The sequence below is a fragment of the Mycobacterium sp. 1245801.1 genome (genome assembly GCF_001673055.1).
GTDB classification, from domain to species: domain Bacteria; phylum Actinomycetota; class Actinomycetes; order Mycobacteriales; family Mycobacteriaceae; genus Mycobacterium; species Mycobacterium europaeum_A.
This window is the reverse complement of record NZ_LZKY01000328.1, coordinates 1-17,396: the sequence shown is the minus strand read 5'-3', so window position 1 is coordinate 17,396 and position 17,396 is coordinate 1. Positions and strand designations below refer to the sequence as shown.

Genomic DNA, 17,396 nt, shown 5'->3' with positions numbered 1-17,396 from the left:
GATCTACTGAACGACGACCGCCTGCAAGACATCAAACACCGTGCCATGGAGCTGTTGCGAGCCCCGACAGCTGCGCACCGCTGACGACAGAAAGACGTCGATGCGACTGAAACACACCCTCGCCGTTGCCCTGATAACGATGCTGACCGCCGTCGGCTGCGCGGCTGTCGGCAATATCGGCGGCAAAGACATCGTCTCTGGCGGCGGGGCGGTGCACCTCACCGTCGGCTACCAGCCGTATTACACCGAGGCGTGGTCGGGTGTTGTCATGCGGGGCAAGGAGTTCTGGAAGAAATACCTGCCGAGCGGCTCGACGGTGGACTTCCAGGTCGGGCTGCAGGGCTCGATCGTGGTGAGCCAGCTGCTGGCCGGCAAACAGCAGATCGGCTACGTGGGCGACATGCCGTCCATCGTCGGGGTGAGCAAGCGCAGCACCCGAGACTTGCGAATCGTTGCCACGCTGGGGCTTTCAGAAGACCAATGCGGCGTGTTCCTGGTGCGGCCCGACGCGCCCAACTTCGCCAACCAACGCGACGCGCTGGCCTGGTTCAACGGCAAGACCGTCGCCACGCCACAGGGCAGCTGCACCGACCGCATCGCCCAGGCCAGCTTCGATGCCCTGGGCATCAAACCGGCCGCCTATCTCAACCAGAGCATCGAGGTGATCACGTCGAGCTTCCAGAACCACACCATCGACGCCGCCATCGTCTGGGAGCCGGTGCCGTCGAAATTGGTCAACGCCGGACTGGCCAAACGCGTTGCGAGCGGCGCGCTCACCGGCCAGCATGACGGCGGATTCCTGGTAATGGACAAGGAGTTCACCGACAAGCATCCCGACATCGCCAAGAGCTGGCTGAAGGCGGAACTCGACGCCCAGCGTTACCTCGCCGATCCGGGCAATGCCGACGAGATCGTGCGCCTCGCCCAGAGCCAGACGGAGGGCTATTCCGCGGCCGACCTGCGCGACTCGCTCTACCGCAAATGGCCTGCCGAGCAAGGCGGCAGCACCGAGGGCATCCGGCTGCGTCTTCCGTTCGCGCCCACCGGTGAGAGCGCCGACCTGATCAAGACGGCTACCGACTTCCTCTACCGCATCAAGGCGATACCGGCGGCCACGCTGCCCGACGGTGCGGTCCAGCCGGATACCGCCACCGCGGTGCTGCGCGACGCCGGGGTCAATCCGGCCGTCGGCGCGGGATTCGTTCGGGCGCAATAGGCCACATTCGAATCATGATCAATGCAAACCTGGCGGCCGGCCGGGGACGTTCCTAGGCTGCCCGGGTGACGACGAGCAATCCGGCGCCGGCCCGTGTGTCACTTCGCGGCGTCAACCGCACGTTTGGCATGCACCCCGTGTTGCACGACGTCGACGTCGAAATCGAACCGGGCGAGGTCGTCGCCTTGCTGGGGGCGTCGGGCAGCGGCAAATCGACGCTGCTGCGACTGATCGCCGGCCTGGACCTGCCCACCGCCGGACGGATCGAGATCGACGGCGAATCCGTCCGGGGGATCGACCCGCGCTGCGCCGTGGTGTTCCAGGAACCCCGCCTGCTGCCCTGGCGGTCGCTGTCGGCCAACGTCGAGTTCGGCCTGACGCCGGGTGCTGGGCGGTCGAAAGGCCTTGCTGCGGTGCAGCACTGGCTGGACGTCGTCGGCCTGACCAAGTTTCGCGATCACTACCCGCGGCAGGTGTCCGGCGGTATGGCGCAACGCGCTGGCCTGGCCCGGGCACTGGCCCGGCGCCCCAGCGTCCTGCTGCTCGACGAGCCGCTGGCCGCCCTGGATGCGTTGACCCGCCTGCGCATGCAGGACCTCCTGGACACGGTGCAACAAGAGGCCGGCACCACCACGGTGCTGGTGACGCACGACGTGGACGAGGCGGTGATTCTCGCCGACCGGGTTCTGATCCTGCGCGCCGATGCGACCGGCGGCGCCGGGATCGTCGCGGAATTCGACATCCCGATTCCCAAACCACGCGACCGCGGCGACCCGCGCATCACCGCGCTGCGTGATCAGCTACTGGACGAACTCGGCGTGCCCCGGCGCAGTGGTGCAACCGCGTCGTCCGTGATCGATGAGGAGGCGATAACGTCGTGAAACGGCGGTATCTGACGACGATGGCGATGGCGGCCGTAACAGTTGCCGCGGCGTCGGCCTGCGGTTCGAGCAATGGCACGGCGACGGCGAAGGACCTGCACCTGGACTACGCCTACTACAACCCGCTGAGCCTGGTCATCCGCGATCAGCACCTGCTCGAACAGCAGGGTTATAACGTCACCTGGGTGTTGTCGCAGGGCAGTAACAAGGCCAACGAGGGGCTACGGTCGAAGGCCCTGGACTTCGGCTCCACCGGCGGTTCGCCCGCCCTGTTGGCGCGGGCCAATGGCACACCGATCAAGACCGTCGACGTGTACGCCAAAGGGGAGTGGACGGCGCTCGTTGTCGCCAAGAACTCACCCATCAACTCCGTGGCGGACCTGAAGGGCAAGAAGGTCGCGGTCACGAAGGGGACCGACCCGTACTTCTTCCTGTTGCAATCGCTTGCCACGGCGGGGCTTTCGCCCGCCGACATCGAGGTCGTCAACCTGCAGCATGCCGACGGCAAAACCGCTCTGGAGCGCGGCGACGTCGACGCGTGGTCCGGATTGGACCCGTTCATGGCCGAGACGATTCAGCAGCAGGGTTCCCGCATCATCTACCGCAACCCCGATTTCAACTCCGGCGGTGTCTTGAACGTGCGTGAGGACTTCGTCTCGGCGCATCCCGATTCCGTCCAGGTGGTGGTCAATACCTACGAGGAGGCCCGCAAGTGGGCGACGAAGCACCCGGCCGAGCTGGCGGCATTGCTGGCCTCGCAGGCGAAAGTACCGCTGAGCGTGGCGCAAGAGGAGCTGGGCCGAACGGCGTTGGACATCTCGCCGGTGCCGGACGATTCGCTGCGCGCGGTGCTGACCAGGGTGGTGCCGCTGGCCGTGGCGGACGGCGACATCAAATCCGAGGACGCCGGCCGCAGCGCACTGAACACACTGTTCGAGCCGAAGTTCGCCCAGCAGGCGCACTGACGCCGAAGGCCGGGCGGCTGGCGAAATTGCCGGTGGCGCTGGTCGGCCTGATCGTTCCAATATTGCTGCTGGTGATCTGGCAGCTTGCCACGGCGGTCACCGGGTTCTTCGCTCCCAGCCAGCTGCCGCCTCCCGGCGACGTGGTGTCCGCACTCGGTGGGTTGCTTCGGCACGGCGAGCTATGGACCCATCTGGAGGCCAGCGGTTCGCGGGTGCTGGTCGGCTACCTGGCCGGGGCCGGCGTGGCGCTCGCGTTGGGCTCACTGGTGGGGTTGTCGGTCACCGTGCGCAGGCTGCTGGCGCCCACGCTGGCCGCCTTCCGGACCGTGCCGTCCTTGGCGTGGGTGCCGTTGCTGCTCTTGTGGTTTGGCATCGACGAGACGCCGAAAATCCTGATGGTCGCCATCGGCGCATTCTTTCCGGTGTATACGACGACGGCATCGGCGCTCGCCCACATCGACCCCCACCTGCTGGAGGTCGGGCGAGCCTACGGCCGCCACGGTGCCTCGCTGTTGACGGCGGTGATGCTGCCCGCCGCGGCGCCCGAGCTGGTGAACGGACTGCGGCTGGGGTTGGCCAACGCGTGGCTGTTCGTGGTCGCAGCCGAACTGATCGCGTCCTCGAAGGGACTCGGGTTCCTGCTCATCGACAGCCAGAACACCGGCCGCACCGACGTCATGCTGCTGGCCATCGTGCTGTTGGCCGGCCTGGGCAAGCTCACCGACGGCGCCTTGGGCGCGGTGGAGACCCGGATCGTGCGGCGACGCGGGTAGTCCGCGTCAGCAGTGAGCAGTAAGGCAACACCCAAAAGGGTACGGGCGCTTGCGTTGTCGAGCCCACCCGTCATCAGCGGTCCTCCGGCGAGGATCAGGATGCCTGCGAGTGAAACGCCCGCTGCATCAGGTGAGCCCGCGGGGAATAGACCGATGTAGTTGCGCGCGTAGCTATAGCCGGGCTCGAAGCCGGTGCGCCGGCCGCGTTCGCTCGTTGCATCCTGGTGGCCATGCTTCACGTGGGGCCGGCTTACCCGCACAATAGCGCGATGCGTGCGATGCGAGAGGTCCGAAGAATCACTGCGGGTGTTCGCCGATGCCTGCTGACCCTCGCGTTGCTGATCGCGCTGGCGGGGTGCGGCGACGCGGCGCAGCGCGGCGCACCCCGATCTGGCGGTGATTTCTCGGGCCCGGTCGAGATCGGCAATGGGCGCCACCTCTATCTCACGTGCCGCGGAAAAGGCGGCCCGACAATAATTTTGGAGTCCGGCTATCACAACTCATCGGATCCGTGGAGTAACTCCGACGCCACCGCACCGGCCATCGGCCCGGCCGTATTGACGGCCCTGGCCGCTGATCACCGAGTCTGCGCCTACGACCGGCCCGGCACGCTGCGTTATCCCGATCCGCCCAGCATCACCGACCGCAGCTCACCGGTTCCGATGCCGCGCACCGCGCGGGACGTGGTCCAAGATCTGCATGCGTTACTGGCCGCCGCCCACCTTCCGGGCCCGTACGTTCTGGTCGGTCACTCGCTCGGCGGGCTGTTCATCCGGTTGTATGCCCAGACGTACCCGGCTCAGGTGCGGGCCCTGGTGTTCGTCGACGCGTTCCCGGTCGAGATACCGAGTCTGCTCGGACCGGACTGGCCGACGTATCGCCAAGCGTTGGACCAGCCGTTGGCCCAGTTCGCGAATTCGCCGACGTTCGAGGAGATCGACATCGACAAGAGCGTCGAACAAGTCGGCGCGGCCCCGGCTTTCCCGCCGGTCCCGACCGTCGTGCTGACGAGGACCGAGCCGTTCGCGATCCCGGGCACCGTTGCACCCGAGGAGGGCGCGAAGCTGGAACAGGCGTGGCGAGACGCCTCCGCGGATCTGATCGCGCTGCGGCCCCAGACCCCGCACCTGATCGCCACCGGCAGTGACCACTTCATCCAGGTTCACCAGCCCGATGTGGTCGCGGCCGGGGTACGCCTGGCGGTGCAGCGGTCGGACCCGAACCGCTGACCGGTCAGAAGAACGTCCCGGCGTGCGGTGCCTCGGGGACCGCGAACAGCCGATCGGCCACATCCAGCGCCACCGGATCGTCGGCGCGGGCCAGGCCGGCTTCGGCGAGGCTGCGCCAGGTTGTGCCACCGAGCAGCGCGGCGCCCAGTCCCTCGATCCCGACGCGGACGTCGGCGCCGCGCGTCGTCGGTTCGGCGCCGTCACCGGTGATGCTGAAGTTCGCCGAATTATCCGGCAGCAGTGGGTCATTCACCGCGATCGTCACGATTCCGTCGCCGACATAGGAGCGTGCCGCCAGCGCACGCTGCGCGTCGATGACCCGCAGCCATGTTTCGTCGTGCACCGCGGTGACCTTCACCGCCCGGCGGTCGAGGAACAGCCAGGGCAGCGTGTCGTCGAGGGGAAGCATCCAAAACAGCACGCGGTCAACCAGATCCAGGCCGAGCAGGAAACGCAGCAACCCGAGATACGCGTCGGCGGTGGGTGCGAAGAAGTCTTCGACCACCACGGTGCGCTGCTCGCTGACGAACCAATTCTCGGTATTGATCGGCCGGTAGCGGACGAAACCCGATTCGGCGCCCCGGTCGCCGTGCACCGCGACATACCAGGCCCCCGAAGACGATTCGGTGCGAAGCCGGGCGCTTTCCCACCACACGCCGGGACGGTCGATGGTGCCGGGCCGAGACGGTCGATTGGTGTCATAGATGCGGGGCAGGAGTTCCCAGACCACGGCGGCGTCCAGCAGGCGCACCGGACCGCCCGACCCGACTTCGGGCCGAAACGCCGCCCGCGCGGTCGTGATTTCCACGCTCTGAAAGGAACTGGCCACCCCGTAGCCGTACCGGCCATAGATGGTGGCCTCCGAGGCCCGCAACGATGCGACCACCTCGCCGCGCGCGGCGACGTCGTGCAGCTGGTGGCCGACCAATGCGGTGGCGATGCCGCGCCGGGTGAAGGACGGCAGCACGCCGATGTGGGTCACGGCGGCGTGGTTCACCGTGGCCCCGCCGGGAAGGGTCAGCGTGCTCGTCACGGCGTCCGCGGTCCCGACGAGTTGTCCGTCGACGAACGCGCCGATGGTGCGGCCGGGGTCGAGCAGCTTGGTGATCTGGCCGGGCGGCAGGTTCGACAGCGGCGGCAGACCCACCATCGCGGTGCGAAACAATCTGGCCGCGGCGATGAGCTCGTCCTCGGTGTCGAGAACCCGGATCTCGGTGCTCATTGGGTCATCATGTCTGTATGGCGCACAAGGTCACCCGACGGGTGCGATCCCCGCGTTGGAGATCGTGAAGCCGCGGCCCGAGGACACCGTGCAGGTGACTCCGTCGGGCTTGGAGGTGCAACTGAACGGACCCACTCCGGCGGTGTGGTCGTAGGCCAGAACCGGCGTGCCGATGCCGGCGTTGCCCAGACACGACGTGCCCGTGCAGTTCGTCACCGCGCCGGTGGTGGACAGGCGCACGGACGCGGGCGGCTCGTTCGTTTGGCAGTAGGCCTCGTCGGGGATGCCGGGATCGCGCTGGTAGTCGATCTCGCAACTGATGTTGCGGGACGGGGACAAAAACGCGCACGTCGACGCCGTGCACGCGGGGTTGTCCGCGGTCGCCCGGGGCGCGCCGACACAGCAGCCAACCAAGACGATCCCGAGTGCCGCGATGACCGCACGCTTCACGTCAGCCCCTAACGGTTGGTGTGCCGCAGAAGCTATCAGACGCCGCCGCGCCGCAGGGCCGCTAGCGGATAGGCAACCCGGTCAGCGCACGCGAGATCACCAGACGCTGGATCTCGCTGGTGCCTTCGAAGATGGTGAAGATCTTCGCGTCGCGGTGCATCCGCTCCACCGGGTAGTCGCGGGTGTATCCGTTGCCGCCCAAGATCTGGATGGCCTCGTCGGTGACGTAGACCGCGGCCTCGCTCGCGACAAGCTTGGCCATCGAACCCTCGGCCGAGTCGAAGTTCTGGTTGTTGCGCGCCATCCAGCCGGCCCGCCACACCAGCAGCCGGGCCGCGTCGATGCGGCTCTTCATATCCGCGAGCTTGAACGCCACGGCCTGGAATTCGCCGATCTTGCGACCGAATTGCTCGCGCTGACTGGCGTATTCGAGGGCATACTCGTAGGCGGCCCGGGCCACGCCGACGGCCATCGCTCCGACCGTGGGCCGGGTGCGCTCGAAGGTCTTCATCGCCGCCTGGCCACCCGTGGAGGCACCCGACTTGACCCGGGCGATCCGGGCCTCGAATTTCTCCCGGCCGCCCAGGATGGCGTCCTCGGGCAGGCGGACGTTGTCGAGGACCACCTCGGCGGTGTGCGATGCGCGGATCCCGTGCTTTTTGAACTTCTGGCCTTGCGCCAAACCTTTGGTGTCCGGACCGATTACGAAGCTGGCCTGGCCGCGGGTGCCGAGCTCGGGATAGACCGAGGCCACCACGATGTGCACGTTGGCGATGCCACCGTTGGTGGCCCAGGTCTTGGTGCCGTTGAGCACCCACTCATTGGCCGCCTCGTCGTAGCGCGCCCGGGTGCGGATGCCGCCGACGTCGGACCCCGCGTCGGGCTCCGACGAGCAGAAGGCTCCCAGCTTGGGTTCGTCCGCGGTGCCGAACATTTCGGGCAGCCAGCGGCCCAGCTGCTCGGGGGTGCCGTTGCCGGCCAGCGCCGCCGCGGCCAGCCCGGTGCCCATGATGGACAGCGCGATGCCGGCGTCACCCCAGAACATCTCCTCGAACGCGGTCAGCATCCCCAGCCCGGTCTCTTCGGCGGCCTGCTGCGCGAAGAAGTCGGGGGAGTAGAGCCCCACCTTCGCGGCCTCCTGAATCACCGGCCACGGCGTTTCCTCCCGTTCGTCCCATTCGGCCGCGGCCGGACGGATGATGTCGGCCGCGAACTTGTGCACCCAGTCGCGCACTTCGATCACGTCGTCGGACAGTTGCATGGAGAATGTCACAGCTGTGCTCCTGAATCATTGGTGTTCAAGGGTTTTCGGGGGTTTGTGTACTGGGCGAGGACGCTGACCGTTTGGTTGACCCACGCCTCGAAGTAGCGTTCTTCGTCGGTGTTGCCCGGCAGGCGACCGGTCAGCGCTTGCAGCGTCGCCGCGTAGGACAGCGAGCCGATGGCGACGGCCGCGGCCGCTTCGGGGTCGGGAATGCTGGTGCGGCCGGACCGATTCGACGCGGCCAGCTCGTCGGCGAAGCGTTGGTAGGCGTTGTCGGTGATCACCTGCCACGTCTTCTCATCGAGATCGCCGAGCTCGTCGGGCTCGCGCAGCATGACCTTGAGCAGGTCCTCGCTCTGCTTGAGGTTGCTCCAGATGAGCTGGCCGGCGATGCGCACCGCCCGCTCGACGCTGCCCGGTTGCCCCGCGTCGTATTGCTCGCGCGCGGCCACGATGCTGTCGATCCGGTGCGCGACCGCGGCCTCGAGGAGTTCGCGCTTGGAGCCGAAGTGCTTGTAGAGGGCCCCGGACCCCGGCGCCAGGCCGGATTCTCGCTGAATGTCGGCCACCGACGTCGCCGCATAGCCCTTGGCGGCAAAAAGCCGCAGGGCCGCGGACAGCAGCCGGTCACGTCCGGACGCGAGCATGGTGAGAGAGTACTCACTCACCCTGGTCAGGGCAAAATCGGCCCGGTTTTGGCACGTGACGGGGGAGTGCGCGATGCGGTTAGCGTTAAATTCTTGCGAAACGCCACTGCGCTTGATCGCGCCGAACCGGTACTGCTGTGAGGGTTGTACTCAAGGTTTGTCGAGAAGGATTGGCGAACCCACCGAAGGAGCCTGACATTCGCGTCCTACCGCGTGTACAGCTGCCGATGCGGGTGCTGTCGCTGCGCACCATCGTCATCGTTGCCGCCATATCGGTGATGACGCTCGTGGTCCTGCTGGGCACCTGGGTGTGGGTGGGCGTGACCAACGATCAGTACAGCCAGCTGGATCGTCGGCTCGATTCGGTCAGCAGCCTGGGTGACATCAGCAGCCTGCTCAACAACGCCGAGCACGCGAGTCCGGACCGGCCGGCGCCCGACGGCAACCTGGTGCGCACCGCGCGTATCGGCGGCGTGACCGTCTCGGTGCCCAGCAGCATCGTGTTGCCCCAGCTTCCCGACGGCTATGCCAACACCACGATCAACGGGGTGCAGTACCGGGTCCGCACCTTCACCGCGGGCCCCGCCTCGATAGCGCTGGCCGCGCCGCTGGCCGAAGCCCAGCATCGGATCAACGAACTGCACCTGCGGGTGTTGCTGATCTGCGCCAGCGTCATCGGCGGCACCGTCGTGGTGGGCTGGGTGATCTCGTTGATCATGGTCAACCCATTCCTGCTGTTGGCCCAGCAGGCCCGCGCGATCAACGCCCAGTCCAGTCCGGACGAGGTACAGGTTCGCGGCGTGCGCGAGGCCGTGGAGATCGCCGAGGCGGTCGAGGGAATGCTGGCCCGCATCGGCAAGGAGCAGCAGCGCACCAAGGCCGCGCTGGAATCGGCCCGCGACTTCGCCGCGGTCGCCTCCCACGAGTTGCGCACGCCGTTGACCGCCATGCGCACCAACCTGGAGGTGCTCTCGACGCTGGACCTGCCACCCGAGCAGCGTCACGAGGTGATCGGTGACGTCATCCGCACCCAGAGCCGCATCGAGGCCACGCTGACCGCGCTGGAGCGGCTGGCCCAGGGCGAGCTGACGACCGTCGACGACTTCGTCCCGTTCGACATCACCGAGCTGCTCGATCGCGCCGCCCACGACGCCCTGCGCGTCTATCCCGATGTGGAGGTCTCGCTCGTGCCGTCGCCGACGGTGCTGATGATCGGGCTGCCCACCGGGCTGCGGCTGGTGATCGACAACGCCATCGCCAACGCCGTCAAACACGGCAACGCCGGCAAGATCCTGCTGACCGTCGGCAGTTCCGGGGAGGGCGTGGAGATCGCGATCGACGACGACGGCACCGGGGTGCCGGAGTCCGAACGTGCCACGGTCTTCGAGCGGTTCGCCCGGGGCTCGACGGCCTCGCGGTCGGGCTCGGGGCTGGGCTTGGCGCTGGTCGCTCAGCAGGCCGAATTGCACGGTGGCACAGCGGCATTGCAGACGAGTCCGCTCGGTGGCACCCGGCTGCTGCTGCGGTTGGCCGGTGACGGGCGCGGACCGGCCTAGCGGCGGATCGCTTTGGCCGGCCCGCCCCCGCGTGCACCGCGCCGTCGATATCGCACAATGAGGCATGCTCGGCCACCTCGGCATCAACGTGCCCGATCTGTCAGCCGCGAAACGGTACTACGACGCGCTGATGCCCCTTGTCGGTTTTGAGCCGTTCTTTCATGCCGACGACGAGTTTTCTTATCGGCCCGCCCAGAACAAGCCGGGCACTTTCCTGTTCTTCTATCCAGCGCTCGAGCCGCACGAGTACTCAGCGCAGCAAGCGGGGCTGCAACACCTGGCATTCATTGTGCGGCACCGGTCGTCGGTGCGAGCCGTGCACGATCATGTCGTTCGAATCGGCGGTACGGTCATTCACCCGCCGGGCCATTTCCCGCAATATCCCGGCCATTATTACGCCACGTTCTGGTATGACCCATTCGGCATCAAACTCGAAGCGGTGTGCCATCACGAACGTGATTAAATAAAGCGGCATCGCAATGCACAGAAGGTGGCGGAGGTGCATTTGTGGCTGCCGAGTCTTGAGTGGCGACTGAGGTTTATTGACGACTCCGTCTGGGAATCCAGTGATTTCACGCTTGGGACTGGTGTTGCATAACTGAATTTCGGGCCTTGAGTCCGGCCATAGTCGCAGTGAATACAAGATCAACGAAACCGCACTACACTAAGGCCCCAAGTACGTGGATTTGGGTTGAGCGTTCGGAGGGAAATCATGGTTGTGTCAGTCGGGCCAGAAACGGTTCTGGCGTCCTCGAGCACCGAGACGGCAATCAGCGCGGAGACCGAAGCGGCCGCCTCGGCGGCGGCGCCCGTCCTGCTGGGGGTGCTGCCCATGGGTGGGGACCCCGATTCGGCCATGTTCGCCGCGGCGCTCAACGCCTGCGGCGGTAGCTATCTGGGCGTAGTGTCCGAGCACGCCGCCCAGCGCGGCCTGTTCGCCGGCGCGCAGAGCATCGCCTCGAGCACATATGTCGTCACGGAGCTCATGCGCAGCTTGACGATGGCAATCGGGGCCTAGGGCCCAGCGACGTAAAAGGGGGAAGTACGCATGGCCGATCCGGGGTGGGCTGCGCGTACGCCTGAGGAGAACGACCTGCTGCTCAAGGCGGGGGCCGGCGTCATCACTCACCTGGCCAACCAGGCCGCCTGGACCGCCTTGGCGGCAACCCATCACGGCGCCAGCATCGCGTCGACGATCAACACCGTCGCGACGTCGGCGAGCTGGACGGGCTCGGGTTCGTTGGCCTCGGCGGCAAACGCGACCGCACTGAACGCGTCACTGCACGGGCTGGCCGGCTGGGTCGACGTCAAACCGGCGGTGGTCTCGACCGCGGTCTCGGCATATCAAATGGCTTATGGATCAATGCGTCCCGCGCCCGAGTGCATCGAAAACCGCACCGAGACCGCGACCGACTACGGCATCAACCCGCTGGTGCTTGGCGCACTGACCCCGCGCATCACGTCGCTGGAGCTCGAATATTTCGGGTCGATGTGGCCGAACAACTCCGCCGTCGGAGCCAGCTACGGAACGATCCTGACGGCCCTGTCGCAAAGCCTGACCATTCCGCCGCCGGTCGCCACCATGGGCGCATCACCGGCCGCGCCCGCGCAGGCCGCCGCGGCGATCGGCGAGTCCGCGGCGGAACAAGGGGCCGGTGACGGCATGCGCGCCGCCATGCAGAGCGCGCAGACCGGCACGCAGGGAGCCGGCCGGGCGGCCTCGGGTGGCCAGGACTTCATGAGTCAGGCCACCTCGTTGATGCAGCCGGCGCAGCAGCTGATGGGAGCGGTCCCGCAGGTGATGCAGGCCCCCATGCAGATGATGCAGGCGCCGATGCAGATGATGCAGCCGCTGATGGGCATGTTCTCCAATCCGGGTGCCCTGGGCATGGGCGGGGCGACCCCGGCCGTCTCGACGGTCTCGGCCACCACCGGGCTCTCCGCGGCGGAGGCCGGCGTCGGCGGGGGCGCATCCGTGGGCGGTGCGGGCGTGCCCGCAACGAGTTTCACCCGTCCGGTCAGCGCCTTCGAGCCCGCCACCGGTGGCCGGCCGGTGGGACTGCGACCGGCCGGGGCACTAGGCGCCGAGGCCCTGCGACCGCAGACCACGACGATGGGTGGTGCTCCGATGGGCGGTATGCCCGTGGGGCACGGGGCGGGAGGCGACCGCGGCTCCCGTGACAAGGCCGACCAGCCCGCGACCGTGCGGGTCGTCGACGCTCGAGTGTGAAGCCAACCCCCTGGTGAAAGGTGAATCGACAGGTCCAAATAGCCGCCATACACTTCGCTTCATGCCCTCACGGGGGGCGGCCCACCGGAGAAGGAGAATTCCGTGACAATCAAAGTGACACCGCAAATGCTTCGCGATGCTTCCAACGCTATCCAAGCGAACATGGAGCACGCGATCGGGATTGGCCAGGGATACGTCGCCAATCAAGAAAACGTGATGAACCCATCCACCTGGTCTGGCTCTGCTGTGACGGCGTCGCACGCGACGGCCATCGAGGTTCAAAACGACTTGAATAAAGTCTTGACCGGCGGCACGCGTCTGGCCGAGGGCCTGACGAAGGCGGCGGCGCTGATGGAAGGCCACGAGGCGGATTCCTCGCACGCCTTTAGCGCGCTATTCGGCGGCCACGGCTCCTGATCACACAGTCATTCGTCATTTCATTAATGGTCTTTTGAAAGGAAATTCACCATGTCCGACCCGATCACTTATAACCCGGGAGCCGTAGCCGACTTCGCCACCGACGTCGCCTCCCGCGCCGGCCAGTTGCAGTCGATTTTCGACGACACCTCCAACCGCACGCACGCCCTGCAGGAATTCTTCGCCGGCCACGGCGCATCGGGCTTCTTCGAGGCCCAGGCCCAGATGCTGTCCGGGCTGCAGGGGCTCATCGACACCATCCGCCAGCACGGGGTGACGACCTCCCACGTGCTGGACAACGCGCTCAGCACCGACCAGCACATCGCCGGGCTGTTCTGAGTCCGCACAACCACACCGAGACAAACAAGGGTGGGGCAGATGCGCCGGGCGTATGTGCCCCACCTTTTGGGTCTCTTATCCACCGGTCGGGCGTCCCACTGAGTGAGGTAAGGCGACATGCTGACCACGACGGTCGACGGCTTATGGGTCTTGCAGGCGATCACCGGGGTGGAGCAAACCTGCCCTGAGCTGGGCCTGCGGCCCATGCTGCCGCGTCTGGACACCCCCGAGCGCGCCCGCAGCCACCCCGCGGCCGCGGAGCTGATGGCCGCCGGTGCGCTCGATGAGGCCGGCGAGGTCGACCCGATGATCCGGGAGTGGCTGACGGTCCTGCTGCGGCGCGACCTGGGGCTGCTGGTAATGATCGGGGTCCCAGGCCGCGAGCCGACGCGGGCATCGATCTGCCGTTTCGCGACGTGGTGGGTGGTCCTGGAACGGCACGCCGACATGGTGCGGTTGTATCCCGCCGGCACGGCCAACAACGAGGCATCGGCCAGGGACCTGGTGGTGGGTCAAATCGAGCGGCTGTGCGGCGTGGCCGAGGCGGCGCCGCTGCGCCCGGTCACCCTGGACACCGAGCAGCTATTGAGCTCGGTGCGCGACACCGCCAGCCTGCGATCGTTCCTGCTGGAACAACGCCTCGACGCCGACCAGCTGCAGATGGTGCTGACGGCCGCCGATCCCGCGCGGTCCGCGCACGCCAACATCGTCGGCCTGCAGGCCGGGGTGGGGCCCGACGAATTGGCACGGATCGCCGTCGGGGATGCGACGGTGTCCATCGTCGACACTCCCGCCGGCCGGATCTGCATCGAGAGCGTGACCTCGGGGCAGCGTCAGTACCAGATTCTTTCGCCCGGGTCGCGCACCGACATCGGCGGCGCGATTCAACGGCTCATCCGCCGATTGCCCGCGGGCGACGAGTGGCACTCGTATCGACGAGTGGTGTGACGGTGCGCCGCAAGCGAACTGCCGAAAGTAACTTAGATAACCAAAGCCTTGGAATAGCAACGTCTGTCGTGCTTGAAAGGTTTCTGAACGAGTAAACGCGGTATCGCCAACCGTGTTAGCATCTCGTCGTGACGAGCCCTTGGAATGACCCGAATATGTCGGACGAAGGAGCGCTCAGACGGGGGGATCCGTCAGGGGCCAGCAACTTCCCGGATTCGGTATCGGACACCATGCGTATTACCGATCTGGCCGCGCCGCGGAAAATTCCACCAGGGTCAGGCTGGCGGAAATTCATTTACACCATCTCTTTTCATAAAATAAATCCCGGCGAGTCCCCCCGGGAACGGCACTACCGGGATTTGCAGAATCGCATCCGGCGGCATATTCGACGGCAATACGTCATCACGGTCGTCTCCGGCAAGGGCGGCGTGGGCGTCACCACGCTCGTCGCCTGCCTCGGGGGTGTGTTCCGGGAATGCCGGCCGCAGAACGTGATTGCGATCGACGCCGTCCCGGGCTTCGGAACGCTGGCCGACCGCATCGACGAATCCCCGCCCGGCGATTACACCGCGATCATCAACGACACCGATGTCCAGGGTTACGCGGATATCCGAGAACATCTGGGCCAGAACGTCATTGGGCTTGACGTCCTGGCCGGCAACCGGACCTCCGACCAGCCCAGGCCGCTGGTGCCCGCGATGTTCTCCGGGGTGCTGTCGCGCCTGCGACGCACCCACACCGTGATGATCGTCGACACCTCCCCTGACCTCGAACACGAGGTGATGAAGCCGGTATTGGAGAACACCGACACGCTCGTGTTCGTCTCCGGCATCACCGCGGACCGGTCACGCCCGGTGCTGCGGGCGGTGGACTACCTGCGGTCGCAGGGCTACCACGAGTTGGTTTCGCGCAGCACCGTAATTGTGAACCACACCGACCAGATCACCGACAAGGACGCGTTGGCGTACTTGACCGAGCGTTTCACCAAGGTCGGCGCGACGGTCGAAGTGCTGCCGTTTGATCCCCACCTCGCCAAAGGTGGCATCATCGATACCGTTCACGAGCTCAAGAAGAAAACGCGATTGCGTCTCTTCGAAATCACCGCAGGGCTGGCGGACAAATACATTCCTGACGCCGAGCGGTCGGTGCTGTGACAGCGCCGCATAAGGTCGCTTTCCCGGCGCGTTGTGCGGTCAACATTTCTTACGAAAAGCATCTGTGTTCCCAGGTGTTTCCCGCCGGAATTCCGATGGAGGGATTCTTCGAGGGAATGGTCGAGCTGTTCGACGCCGACCTGAAGCGCAAAGGCTTTGACGGCATCGCATTGCCGGCGGGCAGCTACGAACTGCACAAGATCAACGGCGTCCGGCTCGACATCAACAAAAGCCTCGACGAGCTGGGCGTCCAGGACGGCGACACCCTGGTGCTGGTGCCCAGGGTGGACGGCGAGTCGTTCGAACCGCAGTACGAGTCGCTGTCCACGGGATTGGCGGCCATGGGCAAGTGGCTGGGCCGCGACGGCGGCGATCGGATGTTCGCGCCGGTGACGCCGCTGACCGCCGCCCACACCGCGGTCGCGGTGATCGCCATGGCGGTCGGGGTCGTGGTGGCCCTGACGCTGCGCGCCCGGACATTCACCGACGGCCCCGTCCCGGCCGCGGTCGCCGGCGCCGTCGGTGTCCTGCTGCTGGTGGCCACGCTGGTGGTGCGCAGCGGGTGGCGGGAGCGGCGCGACCTCTTCAGCGGCTTCGCGTGGCTGGCGGTCCTGTCGCTGGCCACGGCCGGGGGCTGCGCGCCGCCGGGGCGGCTCGGCGCGGCACACGGGCTGATCGGCGCCGTCATCGTAATCCTGGGCGCCATCGCCATCGGGGTGACGGCGCGGAACCGCTGGCAGACCGCGGTGGTCACCGCGGTGGTGACGGTCTTCGGGGTGCTGACCGCCGTCGCCGCCGTCCGGATGTTCCGGCCGGCCTCGGCTCAGGTGCTGGCGGTCTGCGTCTTGGTCGGACTGCTTGTGCTGGTCCGGATGGCTCCCCTGATCGCGCTGTGGGTCGCCCGGGTCCGGCCGCCGCATTTCGGATCGATCACCGGGCGGGACCTGTTCGCGCGGCGCGAGGGGATGCCCGTCGACACCGTGTCCCCGGTCAGCGAGGACGAATCCGAAGACGAGGACAATGAATTGACCGACATCAGCGCGCGCGGCGCCGCGATCGCCGCGTCGGCGCGGCTGGTCAACGCGGTCCAGGTGGGACTGTGCGTCGGCGTGTCGATAGTGCTGCCCGCCGCGGTGTGGGGCGTGCTGGCGCCGGGGCGCCCGTGGGCGTGGTTGGCGTTGGTGGTGGCCGGCCTGGTGGCCGGCATCTTCCTGACCCAGGGTCGCGGGTTCGCCGCCAAGTATCAGGCCATCGCCCTGGTGTGCGGGGCGTCCGCGGCGGTGTGCGCGGGCGTGGTCAAGTATGCCGTCGCCGCGCCGCACGACGTGATGGCCGGGTTGATGTGGCCCGCGGTGGCGGTGGCGACCTTCGCCGCATTGGGTTTGGCCGCAGCGCTTTTGGTGCCGGCGATGCGGTTTAGGCCATTCATCCGGTTGACCGTCGAGTGGGTGGAAGTGCTCGCGTTCATCGTCTTGCTGCCAGCGGCGGCGGCCTTGGGAGGGCTCTTCACGTGGATTCGCCACTGAGAAGGGCCGCGGCGGTGGCCGCCGCTGTCACATTGGTCGCATTATCATCCAATACCCCTGTCGCGCTTGCCATTACACCACCACCGGTGGATCCGGGTATGGTGCCGCCGGACGGTCCCCCGCGATCCGATCAGCCGATGCGCCGTGCCAACAGCTGCTCGACCCCGATCACCGTGCGCAACCCCGACGTGGCGCAGCTGGCCCCGGGCTTCAACCTGCTCAACATCACAAAGGCTTGGCAGTACAGCACCGGCAACGGGGTGCCCGTGGCCGTCATCGACACCGGCGTCACCCCCAACCCGCGACTGCCGGCGGTCCCCGGCGGCGACTACATCATGGGTGAGGACGGCCTATCGGATTGCGACGCGCACGGCACGATCGTCAGCTCGATCATCGCCGCTGCGCCCCAAGGGATCTTGCCGATGCCGCGGCCGATGCCCGCCACTCCCGCGTTCCCGCCGCCGGCGGGCCCGCCGCCGATCGCCGGCGCGCCGCCCCCGCCGGTCGAGGTGCCGCCCCCGGTGGCGGCGGGGGCGGAAGCACCTGGGTGATGGTCACCGGGGGGGGGGGTGGTGGGGG

General features: G+C 67.1%; 18 protein-coding genes and 1 pseudogene. 15 read left to right on the top strand and 4 right to left on the bottom strand.

The genetic code is table 11. From position 1 onward, the window contains the following. Window positions 1-100 precede the first annotated feature (100 nt). From A5622_RS20910 to A5622_RS20890, 5 genes are all read left to right on the top strand, one after another. A complete protein-coding gene (locus A5622_RS20910; protein ID WP_066880970.1) occupies window positions 101-1,216 on the top strand; it encodes an ABC transporter substrate-binding protein in 1,116 nt (371 codons plus the stop codon). A 95-nt stretch (window positions 1,217-1,311) separates the two neighbouring features. After that, window positions 1,312-2,097 carry an ABC transporter ATP-binding protein gene (locus tag A5622_RS20905; protein WP_066880968.1) on the top strand — a complete coding sequence of 262 codons (786 nt, stop codon included), beginning with the start codon at window positions 1,312-1,314 and terminating at the stop codon, window positions 2,095-2,097. After that, window positions 2,094-3,062, top strand: coding sequence for an aliphatic sulfonate ABC transporter substrate-binding protein (locus A5622_RS20900; protein ID WP_066880966.1), 969 nt, complete (start codon window positions 2,094-2,096; stop codon window positions 3,060-3,062). Before A5622_RS20905 ends, A5622_RS20900 begins: the two co-directional genes overlap by 4 nt. A gap of 71 nt (window positions 3,063-3,133) precedes the next feature. Continuing rightward, on the top strand, window positions 3,134-3,835 hold the full coding sequence (locus A5622_RS20895) for an ABC transporter permease (protein WP_066870120.1): 702 nt from the start codon (window positions 3,134-3,136) through the stop codon (window positions 3,833-3,835). A gap of 269 nt (window positions 3,836-4,104) precedes the next feature. Then, window positions 4,105-5,064, top strand: coding sequence for an alpha/beta fold hydrolase (locus A5622_RS20890; protein WP_197508061.1), 960 nt, complete (start codon window positions 4,105-4,107; stop codon window positions 5,062-5,064). Between the two features lie 4 nt (window positions 5,065-5,068). Here the strand turns inward: A5622_RS20890 and A5622_RS20885 are convergent, their stop codons facing one another. The 4 genes from A5622_RS20885 to A5622_RS20870 form a co-directional block, all read right to left on the bottom strand. Further along, on the bottom strand, window positions 5,069-6,286 hold the full coding sequence (locus A5622_RS20885) for a GNAT family N-acetyltransferase (protein ID WP_066880962.1): 1,218 nt from the start codon (window positions 6,284-6,286) through the stop codon (window positions 5,069-5,071). Window positions 6,287-6,316: 30 nt separating this feature from the next. Continuing rightward, the gene (locus tag A5622_RS20880) at window positions 6,317-6,736 is read right to left on the bottom strand and encodes a hypothetical protein (protein WP_066870080.1); all 420 of its coding nucleotides are present in this window, start codon (window positions 6,734-6,736) and stop codon (window positions 6,317-6,319) included. A gap of 61 nt (window positions 6,737-6,797) precedes the next feature. Beyond that, window positions 6,798-8,009 carry an acyl-CoA dehydrogenase family protein gene (locus A5622_RS20875; RefSeq protein WP_066870083.1) on the bottom strand — a complete coding sequence of 404 codons (1,212 nt, stop codon included), beginning with the start codon at window positions 8,007-8,009 and terminating at the stop codon, window positions 6,798-6,800. Next, window positions 8,006-8,647 (bottom strand): TetR/AcrR family transcriptional regulator, encoded by a 642-nt coding sequence (locus A5622_RS20870; RefSeq protein ID WP_066870086.1) that lies wholly within the window; start codon window positions 8,645-8,647, stop codon window positions 8,006-8,008. Before A5622_RS20870 ends, A5622_RS20875 begins: the two co-directional genes overlap by 4 nt. 227 nt (window positions 8,648-8,874) lie before the next feature. Between A5622_RS20870 and A5622_RS20865 the strand changes: the two genes are divergently transcribed. The 10 genes and pseudogenes from A5622_RS20865 to A5622_RS20820 all read left to right on the top strand — a co-directional run. After that, complete coding sequence (locus A5622_RS20865) at window positions 8,875-10,203, top strand: HAMP domain-containing sensor histidine kinase (RefSeq protein WP_066870089.1); 1,329 nt, start codon at window positions 8,875-8,877, stop codon at window positions 10,201-10,203. A gap of 64 nt (window positions 10,204-10,267) precedes the next feature. Next, window positions 10,268-10,666, top strand: a complete 399-nt coding sequence (locus A5622_RS20860; protein ID WP_066880960.1) for a VOC family protein — start codon at window positions 10,268-10,270, stop codon at window positions 10,664-10,666. Window positions 10,667-10,915: 249 nt separating this feature from the next. Continuing rightward, window positions 10,916-11,221 (top strand): PE domain-containing protein, encoded by a 306-nt coding sequence (locus A5622_RS20855; RefSeq protein ID WP_066870097.1) that lies wholly within the window; start codon window positions 10,916-10,918, stop codon window positions 11,219-11,221. Between the two features lie 30 nt (window positions 11,222-11,251). Further along, entirely contained in the window at window positions 11,252-12,433 is a 1,182-nt protein-coding gene (locus A5622_RS20850) for a PPE family protein (protein ID WP_066880958.1), read from the top strand. A gap of 102 nt (window positions 12,434-12,535) precedes the next feature. Next, on the top strand, window positions 12,536-12,850 hold the full coding sequence (locus A5622_RS20845; RefSeq protein ID WP_040630553.1) for a WXG100 family type VII secretion target: 315 nt from the start codon (window positions 12,536-12,538) through the stop codon (window positions 12,848-12,850). 51 nt (window positions 12,851-12,901) lie between these two features. Then, window positions 12,902-13,189 (top strand): WXG100 family type VII secretion target, encoded by a 288-nt coding sequence (locus A5622_RS20840; protein WP_007771836.1) that lies wholly within the window; start codon window positions 12,902-12,904, stop codon window positions 13,187-13,189. A gap of 117 nt (window positions 13,190-13,306) precedes the next feature. Then, window positions 13,307-14,137 (top strand): ESX secretion-associated protein EspG, encoded by an 831-nt coding sequence (locus tag A5622_RS20835; protein WP_066870103.1) that lies wholly within the window; start codon window positions 13,307-13,309, stop codon window positions 14,135-14,137. A 128-nt stretch (window positions 14,138-14,265) separates the two neighbouring features. After that, on the top strand, window positions 14,266-15,291 hold the full coding sequence (locus A5622_RS20830) for a MinD/ParA family protein (protein WP_156749105.1): 1,026 nt from the start codon (window positions 14,266-14,268) through the stop codon (window positions 15,289-15,291). Next, window positions 15,288-16,817, top strand: a complete 1,530-nt coding sequence (gene eccD, locus A5622_RS20825) for a type VII secretion integral membrane protein EccD (RefSeq protein ID WP_082976031.1) — start codon at window positions 15,288-15,290, stop codon at window positions 16,815-16,817. The genes A5622_RS20830 and eccD overlap by 4 nt, the downstream gene beginning before the upstream one ends. Beyond that, window positions 16,802-17,341: pseudogene (locus A5622_RS20820) on the top strand (type VII secretion-associated serine protease); the annotation flags it as partial. The gene eccD and the pseudogene A5622_RS20820, both read left to right, overlap by 16 nt. Window positions 17,342-17,396: the final 55 nt, after the last annotated feature.

Bases quoted from the DNA above. Each gene is read 5' to 3' on its own strand.
- A5622_RS20910 (WP_066880970.1), top strand. From the start codon at position 101: ATGCGACTGAAACACACCCTCGCCGTTGCCCTGATAACGATGCTGACC.
- A5622_RS20890 (WP_197508061.1), top strand. From the start codon at position 4,105: ATGCGTGCGATGCGAGAGGTCCGAAGAATCACTGCGGGTGTTCGCCGA.
- A5622_RS20885 (WP_066880962.1), bottom strand. From the start codon at position 6,286: ATGAGCACCGAGATCCGGGTTCTCGACACCGAGGACGAGCTCATCGCC.
- A5622_RS20870 (WP_066870086.1), bottom strand. From the start codon at position 8,647: ATGCTCGCGTCCGGACGTGACCGGCTGCTGTCCGCGGCCCTGCGGCTT.
- A5622_RS20865 (WP_066870089.1), top strand. From the start codon at position 8,875: ATGCGGGTGCTGTCGCTGCGCACCATCGTCATCGTTGCCGCCATATCG.
- A5622_RS20860 (WP_066880960.1), top strand. From the start codon at position 10,268: ATGCTCGGCCACCTCGGCATCAACGTGCCCGATCTGTCAGCCGCGAAA.
- A5622_RS20855 (WP_066870097.1), top strand. From the start codon at position 10,916: ATGGTTGTGTCAGTCGGGCCAGAAACGGTTCTGGCGTCCTCGAGCACC.
- A5622_RS20850 (WP_066880958.1), top strand. From the start codon at position 11,252: ATGGCCGATCCGGGGTGGGCTGCGCGTACGCCTGAGGAGAACGACCTG.
- A5622_RS20840 (WP_007771836.1), top strand. From the start codon at position 12,902: ATGTCCGACCCGATCACTTATAACCCGGGAGCCGTAGCCGACTTCGCC.
- A5622_RS20835 (WP_066870103.1), top strand. From the start codon at position 13,307: ATGCTGACCACGACGGTCGACGGCTTATGGGTCTTGCAGGCGATCACC.